Source organism: Telluribacter humicola (assembly GCF_017355935.1).
Classification (GTDB): Bacteria; Bacteroidota; Bacteroidia; order Cytophagales; family Spirosomataceae; genus Telluribacter; species Telluribacter humicola.
The window spans coordinates 268,006-288,682 of the sequence record NZ_JAFIQT010000002.1 but is presented as its reverse complement, the minus strand read 5'-3'; the positions used below and the strand labels follow the sequence as shown (position 1 = coordinate 288,682).

19 protein-coding genes and 1 tRNA gene are annotated in these 20,677 nt (G+C 48.5%); 16 read left to right on the top strand and 4 right to left on the bottom strand.

The features are described 5' to 3' along the window. Nucleotides 1-61 precede the first annotated feature (61 nt). From JUB14_RS12180 to JUB14_RS12145, 8 genes are all read left to right on the top strand, one after another. Nucleotides 62-1,345 (top strand): beta-1,2-mannosidase, encoded by a 1,284-nt coding sequence (locus tag JUB14_RS12180; RefSeq protein ID WP_207506373.1) that lies wholly within the window; start codon nucleotides 62-64, stop codon nucleotides 1,343-1,345. Nucleotides 1,346-1,754: 409 nt separating this feature from the next. After that, entirely contained in the window at nucleotides 1,755-3,143 is a 1,389-nt protein-coding gene (locus JUB14_RS12175) for a S41 family peptidase (RefSeq protein WP_207506371.1), read from the top strand. Between the two features lie 68 nt (nucleotides 3,144-3,211). After that, on the top strand, nucleotides 3,212-4,249 hold the full coding sequence (locus JUB14_RS12170) for an LA_2272 family surface repeat-containing protein (protein WP_207506369.1): 1,038 nt from the start codon (nucleotides 3,212-3,214) through the stop codon (nucleotides 4,247-4,249). Nucleotides 4,250-4,446: 197 nt separating this feature from the next. After that, complete coding sequence (locus JUB14_RS12165) at nucleotides 4,447-5,067, top strand: sensor histidine kinase (protein WP_207506367.1); 621 nt, start codon at nucleotides 4,447-4,449, stop codon at nucleotides 5,065-5,067. 248 nt (nucleotides 5,068-5,315) lie between these two features. Next, nucleotides 5,316-6,914, top strand: a complete 1,599-nt coding sequence (locus JUB14_RS12160) for a sensor histidine kinase (RefSeq protein ID WP_207506365.1) — start codon at nucleotides 5,316-5,318, stop codon at nucleotides 6,912-6,914. Continuing rightward, nucleotides 6,911-7,669 (top strand): LytR/AlgR family response regulator transcription factor, encoded by a 759-nt coding sequence (locus JUB14_RS12155; protein WP_207506362.1) that lies wholly within the window; start codon nucleotides 6,911-6,913, stop codon nucleotides 7,667-7,669. The genes JUB14_RS12160 and JUB14_RS12155 overlap by 4 nt, the downstream gene beginning before the upstream one ends. 209 nt (nucleotides 7,670-7,878) lie before the next feature. After that, nucleotides 7,879-9,027, top strand: a complete 1,149-nt coding sequence (locus JUB14_RS12150; protein ID WP_207506360.1) for an acyltransferase family protein — start codon at nucleotides 7,879-7,881, stop codon at nucleotides 9,025-9,027. Nucleotides 9,028-9,256: 229 nt separating this feature from the next. Then, complete coding sequence (locus JUB14_RS12145; protein ID WP_207506358.1) at nucleotides 9,257-9,436, top strand: CsbD family protein; 180 nt, start codon at nucleotides 9,257-9,259, stop codon at nucleotides 9,434-9,436. Nucleotides 9,437-9,526: 90 nt separating this feature from the next. Here the strand turns inward: JUB14_RS12145 and JUB14_RS12140 are convergent, their stop codons facing one another. Further along, the gene (locus JUB14_RS12140) at nucleotides 9,527-11,779 is read right to left on the bottom strand and encodes a PAS domain S-box protein (RefSeq protein ID WP_207506356.1); all 2,253 of its coding nucleotides are present in this window, start codon (nucleotides 11,777-11,779) and stop codon (nucleotides 9,527-9,529) included. Nucleotides 11,780-12,161: 382 nt separating this feature from the next. Continuing rightward, nucleotides 12,162-12,578 carry a response regulator gene (locus tag JUB14_RS12135; protein ID WP_207506354.1) on the bottom strand — a complete coding sequence of 139 codons (417 nt, stop codon included), beginning with the start codon at nucleotides 12,576-12,578 and terminating at the stop codon, nucleotides 12,162-12,164. 251 nt (nucleotides 12,579-12,829) lie between these two features. Here JUB14_RS12135 and JUB14_RS12130 point away from each other — a divergent pair, with 251 nt between their 5' ends. From JUB14_RS12130 to JUB14_RS12100, 7 genes are all read left to right on the top strand, one after another. After that, nucleotides 12,830-13,054 (top strand): hypothetical protein, encoded by a 225-nt coding sequence (locus tag JUB14_RS12130; RefSeq protein ID WP_207506353.1) that lies wholly within the window; start codon nucleotides 12,830-12,832, stop codon nucleotides 13,052-13,054. 162 nt (nucleotides 13,055-13,216) lie between these two features. Then, nucleotides 13,217-13,447, top strand: coding sequence for a hypothetical protein (locus JUB14_RS12125; RefSeq protein WP_207506351.1), 231 nt, complete (start codon nucleotides 13,217-13,219; stop codon nucleotides 13,445-13,447). A gap of 172 nt (nucleotides 13,448-13,619) precedes the next feature. Then, nucleotides 13,620-13,850 carry a hypothetical protein gene (locus JUB14_RS12120; RefSeq protein WP_207506350.1) on the top strand — a complete coding sequence of 77 codons (231 nt, stop codon included), beginning with the start codon at nucleotides 13,620-13,622 and terminating at the stop codon, nucleotides 13,848-13,850. 362 nt (nucleotides 13,851-14,212) lie between these two features. Continuing rightward, nucleotides 14,213-14,653, top strand: coding sequence for a response regulator (locus tag JUB14_RS12115; RefSeq protein ID WP_207506349.1), 441 nt, complete (start codon nucleotides 14,213-14,215; stop codon nucleotides 14,651-14,653). A 377-nt stretch (nucleotides 14,654-15,030) separates the two neighbouring features. Next, nucleotides 15,031-15,480, top strand: a complete 450-nt coding sequence (locus JUB14_RS12110) for a response regulator (protein WP_207506348.1) — start codon at nucleotides 15,031-15,033, stop codon at nucleotides 15,478-15,480. Nucleotides 15,481-15,726: 246 nt separating this feature from the next. Beyond that, nucleotides 15,727-16,152, top strand: a complete 426-nt coding sequence (locus tag JUB14_RS12105; RefSeq protein WP_207506347.1) for a response regulator — start codon at nucleotides 15,727-15,729, stop codon at nucleotides 16,150-16,152. Nucleotides 16,153-16,403: 251 nt separating this feature from the next. Further along, a complete protein-coding gene (locus JUB14_RS12100; RefSeq protein ID WP_207506346.1) occupies nucleotides 16,404-16,637 on the top strand; it encodes a hypothetical protein in 234 nt (77 codons plus the stop codon). Nucleotides 16,638-16,771: 134 nt separating this feature from the next. Here JUB14_RS12100 and JUB14_RS12095 read toward each other — a convergent pair whose 3' ends face one another. Together JUB14_RS12095 and JUB14_RS12090 are read right to left on the bottom strand one after the other, a co-directional pair. Continuing rightward, entirely contained in the window at nucleotides 16,772-17,200 is a 429-nt protein-coding gene (locus JUB14_RS12095) for a response regulator (protein ID WP_207506345.1), read from the bottom strand. A gap of 678 nt (nucleotides 17,201-17,878) precedes the next feature. Continuing rightward, a tRNA-Ser gene (locus JUB14_RS12090) sits at nucleotides 17,879-17,966 on the bottom strand. 203 nt (nucleotides 17,967-18,169) lie between these two features. On the opposite strand from JUB14_RS12090, the gene purL reads away from it, so the two are divergent. Beyond that, nucleotides 18,170-20,464: a phosphoribosylformylglycinamidine synthase subunit PurL gene (purL, locus tag JUB14_RS12085; protein WP_310586135.1), complete on the top strand. Its 2,295-nt coding sequence runs from the start codon at nucleotides 18,170-18,172 to the stop codon at nucleotides 20,462-20,464. Nucleotides 20,465-20,677 lie beyond the last annotated feature (213 nt).

Below are 20,677 nucleotides of genomic sequence, written 5' to 3'. Positions count from 1 at the left end.
TGTAAAACACCCATTCATTTATACATTAATTTCCCTAAACCCAACACTCATACCACTCTGAATGAATATTGAACAGCTCACACAGTACCGACAGGAGGCCCACCACCACCTGACGCAGGAACTCCTGCCCTTTTGGGAAAAACGTTGCGTAGACCGAGAGAACGGAGGTTTCATCACCCACTTCGACAAAGACGGCAACGACACCGGTGAAGATGAAAAATCCCTTATAGCCCAGACCCGCAGCATCTATACCTTTTCATCGGTACACCGGGCCGGGTACGGCGAGGGGCGATTTGCGGATATGGCCCGACACGGAGTGGACTTCCTGCTCAACAAGATGTGGGATCACGAGCATGGTGGTTTCTACTGGCTCATGGACCGTAAGGGCAACGTTAAGATTGATGAGAAGATCGTCTACGGCCATAGCTTCGCCATTTACAGCCTTAGCGAGTACACGCTGGCTACCGGCGACCCGCGCGGACTGGAATACGCCCAGAAATTGTTTGACCTGCTGCAGAAGTACGCCGTCGACACCTACTACGGAGGATACTTCGAGATGTTCCAGCGTGACTGGACGCTCAAAGGTCCCGGCTCCGCCGGAGGTGACCGCAAAACCCTGGACGCCCACATGCACCTGATGGAGGCCTTCACGACGCTCTACGAATGCAGTGGTCAGGATGTACACCGTCGTAAGCTGCTGGAAGTGATACAGCTGCTCACCAACAAGATCATGCACCCCGACTACGGCACGGGCATTCCGCAGTTCTGGGCGGACTGGCGCGTGGCTCCGCAGATCAAGTTTGACATCGTATGGGGTTGGGACCGCTTTACCGAAGACGGTACCAAGAGTGCCGCCGAAGACAACACCAGCTACGGGCATAATGTGGAGTTTGCCTGGCTGCTCATGCACGCCCTGGACATACTGGGCATCCCGCACGAGGACTTTCGCACGCAGCTCCTGCAGTCGTTTAACCATGCGGTGGACTACGGCATCGACTGGGAGTACGGAGGAGTATTTGTCGAAGGCTCGCACGCGGGTGAGGTCTATGACCGGGAGAAGGAATTCTGGCAGCAGGCCGAGGTACTCATTGGCTTGCTGGATGCCTACCGGGTCTACGAGGATGAGCGTTTTCTGGAGGCCTATCATGCCGTGCATCGCTTTGTCTTTGACTACATCATTGACCACCAGGTAGGTGAATGGAAGCCCCTGCTTACGCGCCAGGGTGAGCCCATCTGGACGCACATGAGCCACTCCTGGAAGATCAACTACCATAGCGTCCGGGCCATGGTGCAGAGCATAGTCCGGCTGGACAAGCTGATTGAGCAAGAGCGAATGAACGACTGAGCGGCCGCAGCGGTGAGTTAGGAATTTTTAATTATTGCTTGTTGAAGATTTGTCGCTTTACAAAAGGTTGTTAGGCTGCCTGGTGACTGACATACCCGACATTTTTTTAGCTCTTACCAATTCGGTAAAGCAGAGCCGCAATAGCCCGCTACCATTAAGCCCCTGCGGGGCAGTACTTAAGTAGAATCATAAGGTACCCAAAAGCCTTTTGAGCCCCAGCGGCGGCGACACATCTTTATCTTAAAGCCCCGGTAGTACTACTGCCGGGGCTTTATTTATCTCCATTCCATCGTCACCCCAGCAAGGTACTTCATCGTCCAAAATTGCCACTTCGGTCACACTGTTTTTTCAACCTGCTATCCGCCAGGTAACTTTGAACCATCAAACCAATCAACACGAAACAAAAGCCATGAAAAAGATACTCACCCTGGCCTGCCTGTTTAGTACCGCTTCTTTTGCTATGGCACAGCAAGGTACTACCTCTAAAACGCTGTACGAGCAGGGTGCCCGCTGGAACAGCCCCGTCTGGGAAAGCACCTACAAGGAAAACCTGACCGAGCAGGAGAAACTGGCGGGGCTGTCGCTGGTGTGGTCAGAGGCTAAATATAACTTCGCCTTCTTCGACAAAGTACCTCATCTGGACTGGGACAGCCTGTACGTCAGCTACATCCCGAAGGTCCAGAAAAGCAAGAGCACCGTTGAGTACTACCTGACCCTGCAGGAGATGTTTGCCCAGCTGAACGACGGCCATACGGGTGTGTATCCTCCCATGGAAGTCCAGAACCAGCACGCTAAGGTAGGTGTCGTCACCGCCCTGGTGGAAGGCAAGGTACTGGTGCTGGACGTAGTGAATAAAAAACTAGCGGCACAGGGCGTGCAGAAGGGCCTGGAGATTACCCACATCAACGGTGAAGAGGTACACGCCTTTGCCAACCGCACCATCCGCCCCTACGTAAGCTCCAATACCGAGCAGTACCGTCTCAATGCAACCTATGGCTTCCAGTTCCTGCTGGGCAAAAAGGAGGAACCGGTAGATGTTACCTTCCGGACCGCCGACGGCAAAACATTAACCCGCACACTCAAGTATGACGTACCTTTCATGGATTTCTTTACGTCACGTCGCCTGCTCGAGTACCGCATGCTGCCGGGTAACGTAGCTTACGTAGTACTTAACAGCTTTCACGATGAGAAGATCAAAGCTGAGTTTGACTCTATATATCCTCAACTCAAAAAAGCCGGTTCACTCATTCTGGATGTGCGTGAGAACGGGGGTGGCAACAGTGGCAACGGCTGGGACATCCTGGCCCGGCTGACCAACAAAAACTTTCCGCTCGTAAAGTGGGAAAGCCGCAACTACCAGCCCGTTAAGCGAGCCTGGGGCAGTACCCAGAGCTGGTTTGGTGATACCTACGACTACAAGATCACCAACCCTGACACCACCGATTACTTCCACGGCCCGGTAGTGGTACTAAGCAGCTCCTACACCTTCTCGGCCGCCGAAGACTTCCTGTCGTCGTTCAGGCAGGCAAAGCGTGGGCTTATTATTGGCGAACCTTCGGGAGGTAGTACCGGACAGCCGTTATTCTTCCGGTTGCCGGGAGGTGGATCAGCCCGCATCTGCGCCAAGCGTGACTACTTTTACGACGGTACAGAATGGGTAGGTACTGGTATCCAGCCCGACGTGTACGTAGCGCCTACTATACAGGATGTAAGAGCCGGAAGAGATACCGCACTCCAAAAAGCACTGGAAGTACTAAGCAAAAAAAACATAAAAAAAGACAGGGGAAACCGCCAGTAAGGTGTCCTGAATAGAAACAGAACTATTTTAAATAAAACTATCAAAGAGTTTTAACAAGTAAAAAAGCCATGAAAACATCTATTATCGCCCTCACACTAGCGTCAGCCATCAGCATCAACTCCTTTGCCCAATCCGATGCTACTCCTGAAAAAGAACTATCAACACGCCTGGCTCAGGTGAGCTTTGTCCCTCCTCTGAGTACCAACGGGATCTATAGTACCCGATACATCAATAACTTCTCCCTGAACATGCTGGGTGGAGCCGCCGGAGGCCTGAATGGAGCTGAGTTTAGCGGCCTGTTTGCAATCGAAACGGATAATGTACGGGGTGCTCAGTTTGCCGGAATATTCAATGCCGTAAGAGGCTCCTTCAAAGGCGCTCAGTTTGGTGGTATAGTCAACGTAGCTGGTAAGGAGGTAAACGGTGCCCAGTTTGGTGGAATTGCCAATATAACCGGTAAAGAGCTGGATGGAGCGCAGTTTGCAGGCATAGCCAACGTAGCTACATCGGTGGAAGGCGCTCAGGTAGCGGGTATTGTGAATGTGGCAGCAGGCAATGTAAAAGGCGCTCAGATTGGCCTCATTAACCTGGCTAACCATGTTGATGGTGTACAGATAGGACTCATCAACGTAGCCAAAGATGGTTACCGCCGCGTAGAGCTGTGGGGAAGCGACGTGCTATACGGAAACGTAGCGCTGAAGATGGGCGGTAACCGCAAGTTCTATAACATATTTGCGGCCGGTGCTACCCTACCCGAGACCAAAAATACCCGCTGGGGCTACGGCTACGGAATAGGTACCAATTTCTTCATCGGAAAAAAGAGCCAGCTGAGCATTGAAGGAATGTCCTATCAGATCCACGAACACAGAACCAGCTGGAACGCCCTGAACCAGTTGAATCAGCTACGTGCCAGCTTTATTCTGCCCCTTAAAAACAACTTTGCTCTGACGGTGACACCTACCTTCAATGTACAGGTAACGCAACTCCGTACCAACGATGGTACTATTGGTACCGAGTGGGTAAGCTACAATGTGTACAACAAGCTGTTCAACAACAAGACGCGAGTCATGATGTGGCCGGGCCTGAACGTAGGTATCCAGTTCTGATCATTCTCTGACTACACCTTCACTTCATCAGCAAGGGTCTGTTTGAAAAAAGAGGTATATCTTGGTCGGCCTCACCGCCGGTTCATCCGGAAATATCGCCACTTTGGTATACCTTTTTTTTCAAATAACCTGAAAACTTAGAACTTGCATCTAATCAGAGCTCACCCGCTCTCTATTGTGCCAATGAAATGATCTCCATGTCGGATTCAAAAGATATATTACCTAACGTACACTTCCAGGCTCAGTTCGCCGCCTTGAAGAATCAGGTAAGCCCGCATTTTCTATTCAATAGTCTGAGTGTGCTTTCATCGCTGGTTCGCAAAGACCCTGACTTGTCGGAGCAGTTCATTGACCATATGGCCCGGGTGTACCGCTACCTGCTCGAGCAGAAAGACGACCAACTGGTCACCCTGGGTATGGAGCTGGATTTTGCCCGTTCGTACGCGTTCATTCAGGAAGTACGTTTTGCCCGCAAATTCAAGGTCCTGTTTCAGTGTGACGAATCGGCTACCAAACGGACACTGCTCCCGTTTACCCTGCAGCTACTGATCGAGAATGCCATCCGTCACAACAGGATGTCGGCCTCCGAGCCGCTCACAGTAACCATCTCGACCCGGACCGACGGTCAGCTGGTAGTCTCCAATAACTTACAGATCCGGACGGTACCTGATCGTACCATTCCACAGGGGCTTTCGAGCATCTGTCAGCGTTACGAGATGTACACCGATCAAGTGGTAAGCGTGGAGGAAATAGCGGACCAGTTTCAGGTCACAGTGCCGCTCCTGCCGCCCAATTATGAGAGAGCAGAAGCTTTCTGAAACGATATTGAACTCTAAAACACGAGCAGCCTCTGATAAAAAGAAACTCTTGCTAACCCGGCCAACACTTGAATACTTCTATTCAGAAAATTACCATACTCCTGTTCTTCAATATACTACTGGTATGCCAAACGAGGTACAGTACCATAACCTTTGGAAGGTGATGTTTAACTACGTAACTTTCCGTAAAATACCCCTGATGCCCCCCAACACTTCATTGGTATTTTATGGATAACCCTCTAATACAAATGTACGTACCCCCCATGAATAATGAAGATAGTGGTATAACCCCTGAAGAGATCCACCGTCAATCTGAGCTATTCAAAGCCCTGATCGAACATAGCTCGGATGTCATTGTTATATCCGATGCACAAGGAATAGAGCGCTACGTAAGCCCATCTGTCAAGCGGGTACTTGGCTACGAACCCGATGAATTCCTGATGCGGAGTCAGTACCTTCTCCATCATCCTGACGACCGGGACCGGGTACGCGATACATATTTCGGATTTGTGAACCAATGCTGCGAGAAGCCAACCCCTATAGTATTCAACTGGCGTTTTCTGCACAAAAATGGAACCTGGCGCTGGGTAGAGGCCACCGCTTCTAACCAATTGGACAACCCACTGGTCAACGGCATCATCCTGAATATCCGGGATATACACGAGCACAAGGAAATGGAAGCCCGGCTGGCCGAGAGTGCTCAGCGCTTCCAGACGATCATGAGTAGCATCAAAGATGCCATTCAGATCTTTGACGCGGAAGGAAAGATCCTGTTCACAAACCGGGAGAACCACCTGCTCGACTTTACGATGGAGAGCTTCAACCAGCAGCAGGAGCCTCTCTGGTGGGTTCATCCTGACGATCGCCCCCGGGTACTGGATCTGTTTACGAAACTGGTTATGGGCGACATGCAGGAAGTAACGGTGGAGTACCAGGTGCAGGACGCCAACGGATACTACCGTCACCTGGAAACCCACGCCTCCAGTCAGCTCAACAACAAGGCTATTGGCGGAATACTGGCCAACGTGCGGGACATAACGCAGCGGAAAAAGCTGGAAGAGTCGCTCAGGCTGGCCAAGGAAAAAGCCGAAGAGGACGCTCGTAAAATCGAACAGAACAACCTGGAAATAAAGCTTAAGAACCGGGAGCTTAAGAAGCTGAACGAAGAAAAGAACGAGTTGCTTCAGATCGTATCGCACGACCTGAAAAACCCGCTGTACAACATCCAGCACCAGGCCAACCTGATTCTGGATCATCCTGAAAGCAGTACCGGACAGGCTCAGAATATCCTTCAGTGCGCTGATAAAATGCTCAGTCTGATCAAAAACTTCCTGAGTATCCATGCCATTGAGTCGGGCAAGGTACAGCTACACTGGCAGCCGGTTGACCTCAGGAAGAAAGTCAACAAAGTACTGGGAGTATATAAAGATGCCCTGGCCGCCAAAAACATACAGGTAGACGCTCAACTGCCTGGCGTATACCCACACGCGTGGGCCGACCCGGATGCCGTGTATCAGATCATGGATAACCTGATCTCGAATGCCATTAAGTACTCCCCCGTCAATAGTACGATCCATGTAGAGCTGGCTACGTCCGGCGTGTACCTGGTCACCCGCATACAGGATGAAGGCGCCGGCGTACCACTGGATGAAGTAGATAAATTATTTCAGAAATTTACCCGCCTATCCACCCGACCCACCGCGGGCGAAAGCTCCAATGGTTTGGGACTGGCCATAGCCAAGAAATTGACCCAACAACTCTACGGCGACATCTGGTACGAACATCATCCGGGCCGGGGCGCCACCTTTGCCTTTGAATTACCCATACACTCTACCGAACCCTTATGAACGTACTTATTATAGAAGATGAAGACCTGACCGCCGAGCGGTTAGAAAGCCTGCTGCTCCGCTATGATTCCGGCATTCAGGTACTTGATAAGATTCCTTCCGTCAGGGAGGCGATAGAGTTTCTGCAGAACCGGGCTCAGGAACTGGACCTGGTGTTTATGGATATTCACCTGGAGGACGACCTCTGCTTCCGTATCTTCGATCAGATCAACCTGCAGGTACCGATCATATTCACGACGGCCTTTGATGAGTACATGATCCGGGCCTTCCGGGTCAACAGCATTGATTACCTGCTTAAGCCCGTGAGCCTTGAGGGCCTTACGGCGGCCATTGATAAGTTCAAGTCCATGAAGCGTCAGTTCTCCAAAGCCGACCTGGATACACTCCTGATGGCCATCGGGCAGAACAAGCCGGAGTATAAGACCCGCTTTATGGTAACAGTAGGTACTCGTATCCGGACTATTGAGGTTGCCGAGGTAGCCTACTTCTTTTCCGAAGAAAAAGTAACATTCATGGTTACGCAGGATGGCCAGCGACTCCCCATCGACTACAGCCTGGATAAGCTGACCACGATGCTCAACCCGGATGATTTTTTCCGGGCCAACCGCCAGTTTCTGGTGTCCCTTTCCTGCATCAAAAACATCCATACGTACTCGCAGAGTAAACTCAAGCTGGAACTGGCTCCGGCTCCCAAGCCTGAAGTCTTCATTGGCAAAGAAAAAATAACGCCTTTTAAAAGTTGGCTGGATAAGTAGTTATATAAATTCTGAATGATGAATTCCTGAATTCTGAATTAGTCTGATAATGATAAAAATGCCCTGGTAGCCATTGCTTCGGGGCTTTTTTATAAAGCTGTCCCATTGCTCAGCGATTAAGAGCACTGCTATCAGGTAGTAGTATGAATGTCAGCGCTTTTAGTAGGTATAGTAAGATATTGTTCCCAGTACAACCCCTACCCTGACCTATGCATACCGTTACCACCCCTGTACCACCTGCCCAGGAGCCGGTTATAAGCACCAGGCCCGCCCGGCTCCAGTCACTCGATGCGCTCCGGGGCTTCGACATGCTCATGATTGCCGGCGGGGGCGCGTTTATCTCCCTGCTTCACGGCAAGACCGGCTGGGGCTGGGTCGATACCCTGGCCGGACAGTTTGAGCATCCGGCCTGGCACGGTTTCTCATTTTATGATTTTATCTTTCCGCTGTTTCTGTTCATGGCGGGCGTGTCTCTGTCGTACAGCCTTAGCAGTGGAGTGGCACGGGGTCTTTCCAAAAATACCCTATTCAGCAAGGTCGCGAAGCGGATGCTGATCCTGATTTGCCTGGGTATTCTCTATAAGAATGCGCCCGTTGATCCGTTTAATCCGGCGGGTATCCGCTACGGTAGCGTACTGGGCCGCATAGGTATGGCTACTTTTTTTACTACGCTTCTTTATCTCAACATTTCACTCCAGCAGCGCCTGTTGGTGGTGGCTGGTATCCTGCTTACCTACTACGCAGCCTTGTTTTTAATACCGGTGCCCGGCTACGGCGCCGGCGACCTCAGCTTTGAAGGCAACCTCATCGGCTGGCTTGACCGGCACATCATGCCGGGGCGCCTTCTGCAGCATACCTACGACGAGCTGGCGCTAAGTACCCAACTACCCGCTTTTTGTCTGACTATTTTGGGTTCTGTAGCCGGTGACTCTCTACGTATGGGTACCGGCTCTACTACTATACTGAAAAGGCTGGTGCTATTCGGAGTGGGTGGTGTCGCGCTCGGACTGCTGTGGAACCTTCACCTACCCATTAATAAGCACCTATGGTCCAGTTCCTTTATACTCCTCACGGGAGGCATGGCTTTCCTGTTTCTGGCAGCCTTCTACTGGGTTATAGATGTGCAGGGGTATACCCGCTGGGCGTTCTTTTTCAGGGTCATTGGCATGAATTCGCTCGCCATCTACCTGGCCTATCGCTTTATTGATTTCGGCAAATCCTCCAGTCTCTTGTTTGAAGGACTCTATAAGCATCTGGCCGAACCCTGGCACGAGGTAGCCAACGCCCTGGGGGCGCTGGCACTGGTGTGGCTATTTTTGTACTTTTTATATCGAAGCAAAATCTTTGTGAAGGTATAAACAGACACATCCAAGCTAGATCTTCTACATCAGTAACCTCAAAATTAGATTCAGACATAATTTAACTAACCTCTTCAAACTGTGACCTGATTGCACATTACCGTGAATCAGATTACCCACAAACCGCCTAAATTAGCTCATTTTTGTGTTTTAACTGTCTGGAATGGTTTCTTTACTATATATAGTAATTAGTAAAGGAAATAGATTATTCACTAAAACGATATAAGCCATGAACGAGCAAAGAACAAAAGGTAACTGGAACGAAATGAAAGGTAAGTTAAAGCAGAAATACGGTGAATTGACCGATGATGATCTGACCTACGCAGAAGGTAAAGAAGATGAAATGTGGGGTAAGATCCAGCAGAAAGTAGGTAAGTCGAAAGACCAGATACACCGCGAATTATCATAGAGTATAGAGTACTGTATATATACCAACGAAAAGAGTCCGAAGCCAGTAGCTTCGGACTCTTTTCGTTGGTCGCCTCTCAGGAAGCGAGTCTCAGAATAACTTATCTGTACTACCAAGACTCTTCTCACCGTACAGGGAGTATGCTTTCATGGCTACCTCCCGCACGATCCGATCCAGGTTATGAGCAGCTTCATTGACCAGCCCATATAATTCAACTTTTTCTAATTCGCTATCGGAGTCTTTGATCAGGTACATCAGTCCCATGATCTCCGTAACGGGGCGTCGGATCTCGTGGGAGTTCAGCCAGGATATTTCTTTGAGTATCCTTACGTGTTCCTGTAGTAATACCTCTCTCTCTTTCCGCTCAGTCACGTCATTCTGGATGGCTATGAAGCCCTGGTGGTTGCCAAAGTCGTCGTAGATAGGAGTGCAGTCGATCTGCATCCAGTACTTACGCCCCTCCCGGGTGTAGTTGATGATCTCGACCGAGAAGAATTGCCGGGCACGGATCGCTTCGCCCATGTGCCTTACCGTCTGCGGGTCTGATTCAGCGCCCTGCAGTACCTCACCCGGCTTCCGGCCAGCTACCTCCTCGAAGGTATAGCCGGTCACTTCCGTAAATCGTGGGTTAATGTAGCTGATCTTCCCTTCCACATCCGTAATCACGATCACATTATTCACCTTGGTGATTATTTCGGCCAGTCGTTTATTCTCCGCGTTAGCCTTAATAAGCTCATCAATATCCCGCAGAGAGCCTATCATCTGTACGGCTTCCTGATTACTATCAAAAATAATGTGGCCACTATCCTCTACGTATTTATAAGTCCCATCGGCACATCTGAACCGGTACTGTTCACTCCAGAAAGTGGACCCATTCCTGATGCCTTTATCCAGACTTTCACTAGCCCTCTGCCGGTCTTCCGGATGCACTCTTTCCTCCCACCAACTCAGTGGCGTTTCCTGGTATTCCGGCCCGTAGCCGTATATCCGCTCCAGCCCCTGGTTCCAGATCAGCATCATGGTCTTCAGATCAAAATCAAAAATGGCCTCACTGGTTGCTTTGGCCACCGACTCGTAACGGTGTAACCATATACGCACCTGCTCTTCGTTCCTTTTATGCTCCGTTATATCCTTAAAATATACCGCTATGCCTTCCTGCGTGGGTATTGCCGTTACAAAGAACCATTGCTCCCGGCTAGCGTAGTACTCTTCAAACCGGCTCACGCTGCCCTTCTCCATAACATTGGTATACTCCGGAAAGGACTTCAGCGATACTGCATCCGGGAATACATCCAATACAGCCAGGCCTACCACTTTACCGGCCTCTATCTCCAGAAGTTTTTCGAAGGCCTTGTTGACACGAGTCACCCGCCAGGATCTGTCCAGTTCTATGACTCCGTCCGTAATACTATCCAGCGTTCGGCTCAGGGTACTTCCGGCCTGGTCACGCTCCTTCTCCATATTTTTCATGGCAGTGACGTCCTGTACCATACCCCTCAGTATGCGTACCCCGTCCAGCAGGTCGGCTTCGCCCACCTGCCGCAGGTACCGGAGCTGCTCATTCCACCTGATCCGGTATGATACCTCCGTCTTCTGCCCGGTTCGCAGTAGTTGCTTGTTAGCCCGTAGTACCTTGGGCAGGTCTTCGGGTATGATAGCTTCAAACAACTCCGCATACGTAGGCGAGCCTTTGTCTTCAGCAGAAAACAGCCCCAGTATCTCATCCGCCCCCACCAGACGATCCTCATCCGGGTAATACTCCCAGCCGGCTACCTTGGCTAGCTTCTGTACATATCTCAGCCTTTCTCTCTTTTCAAGAAGCTTTTCATTCAACTCTTCCAGCTTTTTGCTTTTTTGCTCTGCCTCCTGTTCCGTTTTTAATCTTTTGGTTATATCCTCAGCTATCACCAGCGCGGCTTCTTCACCGTTAAAGTCAACCGGGTAGGTGTTGATGGTCACGTAGATAATCTCTCCGTTATTAAGGCGGTGCCTCCATGTACCCGCCGTCTGGTACTCATCATGAAATGTACCCACGAAATTCAGAAACCGCTCCACATCCTCCTGAGGCCTTAACTCCAGGCAAGTCATGCTCAGGAACTCATCCCGGCTGTACCCGTACTTCTGCACAGCCGCCTCATTGACCGCCAGAAACCGCTGATCAGCTAGCTTGTATATCCAGGTGGGGGAGGGATTATTCTCAAACAAGGCCCGGTACTGCTTTTCCGACCGCCTCAGCTTCCGGTAGTTTTTCCTGATCATCAGGTACAGCATCAGAGAAGAAACCGCAACAAACAGCAACCCTTTGGCAATAGCAACCGTAAGTCCCCGATCAATCTGAAACACATAATGAAGCAGTAAATCCGTGGCCACTATCCCGGTCGTCCCTACTATAAAGTAGATAAGTGAGGTTCTTAAAGGAATCCGATGCATGAAAAACAATTACAAATTTACCTATGCAAACTCTTCAAAGGTGTGGCTAAAGCCATGAACTGTGGTGTATAGATAAATTCTTCCGTATGATCGTATCCGGGTGCCTGGGTACTAGTATAATTAGCCACTAGTATCGATCTACCCTGTCCTTTCAAAGAATTTTTTATTCAGTGGGCAGAGTCCCTGAGTTAATATGCCGTTTTCGCATCAGCCAAACGATGAGCAGTAGCCCCTCAGGTCAAGTATAGAAAAGGGGCAGGTGTTAGCTCTGCCCCTTCACAAAATTATTTCGCTGCTAGTACAAGCGCTTTCGGTGTACCTGAAACTGTCGGAGATAAGACAGGTGGTTCCTCGATAATGGTTTCTGTATCAACTCCACTACGCAGGAGTAGCGCGAAGCCTGCTGCTGGTACTTAGGGTCATCAGATACCGTGATCATACAAACGCTGGTATTGGGAAACTCCTGCTTATGACGTATCGTAAACCACTCCAGAAAGTCCCAGCCATTCATTTGAGGCATGTGTATGTCAAGCAGCACCAGATCCGGGGCATTCGTATTCTTTTCCAAAGTCAATGTCTCAAAGTAATCAATACCTTCTTTGCCGTTCCTGAGCACATGAATATTCTTGGCAAATTGATTAGCAGACACTAGCCGCTTCAGGATACTGATGGTATCTTCTTCATCTTCTATTATAAGCAGATTATCAATCATCACTAAGAGCTGTCATTAATACATTATTATACAAATATGCGATATAAATCCTGACAAACCTACACTTGTAACCGCGTTTCTGATGCCGCCCCCGATAGTTGTTATCCAGATCTACCAGTTATTACTCTCTCACCTGTCGGCAGGAAAATGGTTTGACACCAGTTCATTATAATCTTTTTTATAACGCTTTTTGTGGAATATTCTTTAAACAAAATTTATATATTTGTTTTAGGATAAACTGATGCAGATCTATGAAATTCGTTTCGTTGACCGGAACTGTATTTGAAGGAAATACGCCTACCGAAGTCCTGTTACAAATAAGGAACGACTTCTGCTACGGAGCCGAAATGAAGGTCTTTCTGGACCGTTTCGCCTGTCACCTCAATACCCACTACCAAATCAGCATTACTACCCGGGACCCGGACGAAGTCCTTGAGCAACTCCTTGACCAGGCTTACCTACTTAAAATCAACTAGTAGCGTCTGTTTAAGCTTTCCTGAACAAGTAGCGAACCTTTTACTGGCTATCCCCCTGCCCTTCCTATGTTCTAGGTCCGTCGGGACTGAATTAATCAAAGATTTTTTTAAACATATTTAAGCAGGTAGTGTTAGTGCTGTGAGAGACTAAGGCAGAGACAGATGCGGTACTTAACAGCACACGGAACTATACTCACAGGGTATTCTCACTGGGATATTCTGGAAGAGCTAAAGAACTCATCGCCCAGCGATGCGCACCTTCACATGGATCACTTCATGGAGGATCTGATGATGCGTGTGCAGTGGTTCTTTGACAAAGAGATCAAAGAGTGTTGCCACCGCCAGATTCTAAGCCATCTGGAGGAAGCCGGCCTGCTGCTAAGAATCGAGTAATCCAAATAATGATTTGAGTATAAGGTTTATAGAGTAATGATTCCCTCGTCAGAGTTGCTGGCGGGGGAATTTTATTTTTTATAGGAAATTTTCTAATTATTTTCTAACATTAACACTCAACAGCGGTTACATACAAGATTGTTAGTTAGTAGTAATGAAAGTTGTAGCGAAGATGAGATACCTAACTGCAAATGGAAAGATCATATCGGGCACGTCTACACTGGATGTCCTTAAAGACTTGAAGAACTCGACGTTCTATGATGCTAATCGCCAATGGGAAAAGTATCTGGAATCCCTGTCGCTTCGGGTATATCTGTTTTACGGTGAGCACCTTGATGAACGGGACGACCGCCTGATCGTCGATCAGCTCGAAGAACTGGGTTTCCTGCTGAAGCTGGAGTAATACCCTTAGTTCTTCCATACAATCATAACATACTTTACATACGTAGGTAATCCTGATGGAGTAGTACATCTACTGCCGATTAGTAATAACAAGGGGGCATATCCAATAACCCCATTGCTCTGAAAGAGGAGATCTTCCACCGGATGGAAGATCTCCTCTTTTCTGTGTGTCATCTCTTCCCGCCCACAAACTTACTCCCTTTGAACTGACCCTAGTGTACTAGGACTCAGACACCCACCGTGCACATGACTAAAATCATTTTCACATTTTCTAAATTTGTTTTAATTTTTGCGCACAATCTTTGTATACTTTTGGTTACTATATACCAGTATATCCATGATCATTACTCCTTTACTAATAGAATGAAAAACGGCCTTTGTCTACTAATTGATGATGATGAGGAAGATCACGAGATCTTCACCATAGCCATGATACAGACAAACCCGCATATAGATTGCGTAGCTGTAACTAGTGGGGCAGCTGCAGTCGAAAAACTTCGCAACGATCCCGACTTTATTCCCGATATCATATTCCTGGATATGGATATGCCGGGTCTGAATGGAAAGCAGACGCTCGTTGAACTAAGAAAGATAGACCGGCTGGACCACGTACCGATCATTATCCTGTCAACCTTTGAGGATGAAGGTTTTGTAGCCGAAACTAAAAAGCTGGGTTCCATTGGCTATGTAGTGAAGCCTACCTCGATCCGGGAACTGACCAAAACCCTGACCTGGGTACTTGAAAGTCCCTTCCTGAAGGAGAATCATTTTTTCTGCCCCCGCAATCCATTCAGCCTTTTCTGACTGCGCTACTAATCCGGTATATCCATTCAGGCAACGCTAAAAGAGCCTGCATTGCCACCAGACTCATGGCATCGAAAACTGGTTGCGGCCCTTTATTCAGCTCAAAATAAACAAACCTAGTACCTAAAGGTTACTATATCATTAGTTCTCTGAATTCCTATACAGTGATGTCTAATGGTTAATTCCCCCCACTGATGTATTATTTCAGTGGGGGGATTCTATTTTAGATCCCCTACCTACCCAACCATTATCAGCCCCAATTGCCTTATTTCGCTGTTTATCAATAATTTAATGACATTTTAACTCACTTCATGGTACAGATATGTTACCTTTTCAGTTACTTTGTGTCGGAATTACACCTTTTACCCTCTATCCGATTGAATACTATTTGTTTCCTGATTGACGATGATGCGGATGATAGTTATTTTCTGTCCACTGCCATCAACGAAGTGAGACCTGATCTGCTGTGTGTTACTGAATTAAGTAGTCAAATCGCCCTAACGAAACTGTACGAAGCCGCTCATCAGATACCTGAATTTATTTTCCTTGATCTTAATATGCCCGTCATAGATGGCAGGGAGCTTATTACGCGAATCAAACAGATAGAATGGCTGGCGGAAGTACCTATCATTGTTTTCTCGACTTCGAGCATCATGAAGGACATAGATGGAGTAAAAGCCCTGGGAGCGGCCGGTTACATGGTCAAACCCGGTGGCTACCATGACCTAGTCAAAGCGGTGGCGCTGGTACTGAGCCAACTGCCCGAAAGCGCTGACTTCATCCTGTACAAGGAAGGCCCCCAAACCATGTCAATCTACGAGGACTAGTGGCTGATACGCCTGCTATTGAAATAAGAAAAGCCCCAAAACGTATCGTTTCGGGGCTTTTATATTATAGGTATTTCTGTATGAAGCAGTACCTGATTATGGACTATATACAGGCTATGACTTCAAAAAAGTCACCAATTTTAGTGAATTAATAAAATTTATTAAGAAATCATCAGGCAAAATTAGTTGATAGTATCTACCTTTGTTATACCCCGGTATACTTAACCTACTAATTTAGTCCACACCTTGAATATTGTTTGCTACTTCATCGATGATGATTTTGATGATCATCATTTTTTTAAGTCGGCTCTGACCACAATAGATCCTAACATCGAATTGGTTATTGAGAGTAGTGGGCCTGCGGCCCTGCATAAGCTGGAAAGTGATGAAAGCTTTACCCCGACTTACATCTTCCTGGACTTGAATCTGCCCCAGATAAATGGTAAGCTGCTTCTGGCCGAGCTAAAAAAGCTACATCGGGTCAGGGACATTCCTGTCGTGATTTATTCTACCAGCAATTATCCCGGTGATATACTGCTTTGCCAGGAACTCGGAGCAGTAGGGTACATTATCAAGCCCAATGGGTATAAAGAAATTATCAATACACTACGCAACACCCTTGCTACTCTTTCCACTAACACAAATCACTTCTTTACTACTACGGATGAGTAATCGCTACTGCTAGGCAAGTATAGACTTTCAATACAATCACGCTAAATCATATCATTCTGTAAGGATAAGTGCCGGAAGCCTGGTTGATAAATATATCTTCAATAGAAGAGCAGAATCAGCTACATTAGTAGTTGCTTTATTATGAGCGTACTCAATGCAGGAGTACGTAGTATTATCTACATTATTCGGGGCTGAACTACAAACAATACGCATATACGTTGGTTCCAAACAGAAGAGTAAGAGGTTTGCCAATGACATACATAACAAACAAGGGAGACATTATCTCAGGTGAAACACCAGTAGAAATATTCGAGAAGTGGAAAGAGTCATCTCCATTCCACTCACGACTAACGTTCTGGAGTTACGTCGAATATCTGACCCTGCGGGCTCAATTTTACCAAAACAAGCGTACTCTTATACGCAGTGGACTATTTCAACTATTGGATGAGTTGGAAGAGGTGGGGATCATTGTAAGAGTACAATAGGTATATTCTAGAATAAGACAATTCCGGACTCAATCAGATCGAATCGTGTAGATCGGATCGGGCAGCCCCAATCGGGCGGTTTCTTCTTATCAGCTATTACCTATACATACCTTATTTGGTAGACAAGACCGGCGCTACTTACCCGTATTTTTATTGAGCGACTTCAGGAACACCTGTTGTTTTAACTCCTCCAGATCAGGAAAGAAACAAGGTTTTTTCAGGAAATAAGAGACTACTGGATATTCTTTGGCGCGTTTATAATCCTCTTCATCTACGGAAGTTGTCAGAATGCAGATCTGCGTGTGAGGAAAGTGATGCATATACAGCCGGGTATACTCATCCAGAAACTGCCATCCATCTATAACGGGCATATCCAGATCCAGCATGATAAGGTCCGGCACCAATCCTTCCTGCCCGGCAGTAACCTGTTCTAAATAATCCAAAGCATGCATCCCGTGCTTCAACTCAATAATGTTCTCAGCCAGGCTGCACCGTAGAATTGTTTTTCGCAGCAGGTGCATGGTGGTATCATCATCTTCAATCAGAAAGATGTTCTTGACCATAATGATAAGTGAGAAGGAGTTTGGTGAAGGTAGCCACAACGAACTACTCAGCTCTAGTCAGGATCGTTCAGAGTCAGCGGTACCTTACAAGGTGCGGTCGGCGATGAGGAAACTAATGTTTCATGGAAAGTCTAAGACTTCTCTATTTTAAAGGTACATATATTTTTGGTCAGAAGTTCATCTAATGGCATAAATTACCTTATAATCAATCACTTAATTTACCATAACTGCTATAATAACACATGAGAGCAGTCTAAAAGCTCTTCGTAATCTCACAAAAGCAGTATAACGGCAGGGATCAGACTCTTCCTTCATCACATTATAGTACAGTTATAAGACAGGGGAGCTTACATGCGTTCAATGCCCTCCACTACCTCATTGAATTCCACCAGATTACGAATTAGATGGTTAGATATTGGTCCATAACAGTCTCGGGAACTGTACTGGTACAAAGTCTAATTGACACATTGCTAAGTTATCTCATTAGCTAAGAAAAATACAATTATAGAATTGGGCACTGGATACTTAGAGGTAAATTGAACCTTGACTCAGAACCTTATAATAAGTAGATTAAATAGACAGATAAGTCATTCCTTAGAAACGAATTTTGGCGATGATATGCCGACAAAAAAGACAAACCCCCGTAAATGCTTGATTTACAGGGGTTTAATTCTAGGGTGGCAGAGGGAGAGGGATTCGAACCCCCGGTAGGTTGCCCTACAACGGTTTTCAAGACCGCCGCGTTCGACCACTCCGCCATCCCTCTAAGAAGATCTGCTGTGTCGCAAACGTGGTGCAAAATTAAGAATGAAATCTTTCCAGTCAATAGTTTGCCAGAAATATTTCTCAGAAATTGTCTTGTGTCGAGCTAAAAGCCTAATTTTGCGTGAGTAAAGAGGTCCGAAAATTTTTGGTACCGTAGCCATATACTACGTACCACGGGCTATGTACCTGTAAACTGAGAAAAAAGTGTCATCTACCGAAGTTCTGGACGGCAATGCCCTCCCCACTGTCGAAACCGCCCGCAAGCTGGGTGTACTCCCCGAAGAGTTTGATCGCATCAAAGAAATACTAGGTCGTGACCCTAACTTCACCGAGTTGAGTATCTTTTCGGTGATGTGGTCAGAGCACTGTTCCTACAAGAACTCCATCGTATGGCTCAAGACCCTCCCCCGCGACAGCGAACGCATGCTTGCCAAAGCCGGGGAAGAGAACGCCGGTCTGGTGGACATCGGCGATGGCCTGGCGTGTAGCTTCAAGATCGAATCACATAACCACCCCTCGGCCCTCGAGCCCTACCAGGGCGCCGCTACGGGTGTAGGTGGTATCAACCGCGATATATTCACGATGGGCGCGCGTCCCATCGCTCAGCTCAACTCCCTGCGCTTCGGTAACCCCAACCTGCCCAAGACCAAGTGGCTGGTAAAGGGTGTCGTGAAGGGTATCGGTGACTACGGCAACGCCTTCGGTATCCCTACCGTAGGTGGCGAGCTGTTCTTTGATGAGTCATATAACACCAACCCGCTCGTCAACGCCTTCTCGGCGGGTATCGTGGAGGCAGGTAAGGTAGCCAAGGCTACGTCGTACGGTGTAGGTAACCCCGTATTTATTGTGGGATCGGCTACGGGTAAGGATGGTATCCACGGCGCTACGTTTGCGTCGGAAGATATCACTGACAAGTCTAACGAAAAACTCCCCGCGGTACAGGTAGGTGACCCCTTTATGGAGAAACTTCTGCTGGAAGCTACGCTGGAAGTAATTGCTACAGGCCACGTGATCGGTATCCAGGATATGGGTGCCGCCGGTATCATCTGCTCTACGTCCGAAATGAGCGCCAAGGGTGAGCACGGTATGATCATCGACCTGGATAAGGTACCTACCCGCCAGCAAAACATGCATGGCTGGGAGATACTACTGTCGGAGTCGCAGGAGCGTATGCTGGTAGTAGTAGACAAAGGCCAGGAAGATGTTATAAAAGGCATATTTGATAAGTGGGATCTGCACTGCGTACAGATTGGTGAAGTAATAGCCGCCGGTGCTAACGATACGGGACGTCTGTACTTCTACCAGCACGGTCAGCTGATCGCCGATGTACCCGCGCACGACCTCGTGCTGGGTGGTGGCGCTCCGCAGTACCACCGCGAGTACCGCGAGCCGGCTTACTATCAGGAGTTCAAGAAATTCAGCATCGACAGTGTACAGGATGTAGCGGGCAATGAGGTGTCAGCTGTAGCGAAGCACCTCCTCTCCCACCCCAACATCTGCTCACGCCGCTGGGTAGCGGAGCAGTACGACTCGATGGTAGGTACGGCGACGCGCACCACCAACGAGCCTTCGGATGCCGCCGTGGTACGTATCCGCGACGCGGCCCGTCCTGACTACGAAAAATCACTGGCGATGACCGTCGACTGTAACAGCCGCTACGTCAACGCCGATCCCTTCATAGGTGCTCAGATCGCCGTGTCGGAAGCAGCGCGTAACCTGACCTGCGCCGGCGCCGAGCCCCTGGCCGTGACCAACAACCTCAACTTTGGTAACCCTTACGTACCCGAGGTATACTGGCAGTTTGTACAGGCCGTGAAGGGTATGGGCAAGGCCTGTGAGAAATTTGGCACTCCCGTAACGGGCGGAAACGTGAGCTTCTACAACCAGAGCTCCGACGACGGACCGGTATTCCCGACGCCAACCATCGGTATGATTGGTCTGGTGGAGAAGCCCGAGCTTCAGACGCCGCTGGCTTTCCAGGCCGAAGGTGACCTGATCTATCTGGTAGGTACCCCTAAGAATGACATTGCTTCATCCGAGTACCTGTACAGCTACCGTGGTGTGAAGCAGTCGCCCGCTCCGGCCTTTGATCTGGACGAGGAGTACAGCCTGCAGCAGGCCGTGCGTCAGCTCATCACCTCCGGTGTAATAGCATCGGTACACGATCTGTCGGATGGTGGTCTGTTCGTGGCCCTGGCCGAGTCAGCTATGTTCCGTAAGCTGGGCTTTGACATCACCACAGACGAAGGCTTCCGTAAGGATGCTTACCTGTTCGGCGAAGCGCAGAGCCGCGTACTGGTGAGCGTAAAGGCTAATAAGCAGCAGCAGTTTGAGCAGCTACTAGGCGGCCTCAACACAGCATTCCGCCAACTGGGTACTGTGACCAGCGAAGGTTTTGTAGTAGATGGTCAGACGCTGATCGGTACCGCCGCCGCCAAAGACCTGTACGACAACTCCCTGGCCAACATCCTGGAAGGAACACCCGAGGTAGTTCGGTAAGAAGCTAAATAAGCGACATAAATCATCCTCAATCACAAGGATGGAGTAATAAGGAAAGCCTTCCGAATGTAGTACGATCTACTAAACGGAAGGCTTTCTTATGTCCGGAAACTCCACTAGAAGTCTATAATCGGACGGTGGAAGTCAGGCAGAAGCTTCAACCACTGAGCAGGAGTTACAGATATATTTTAGCTATTTTTCTTGCTATTGAAG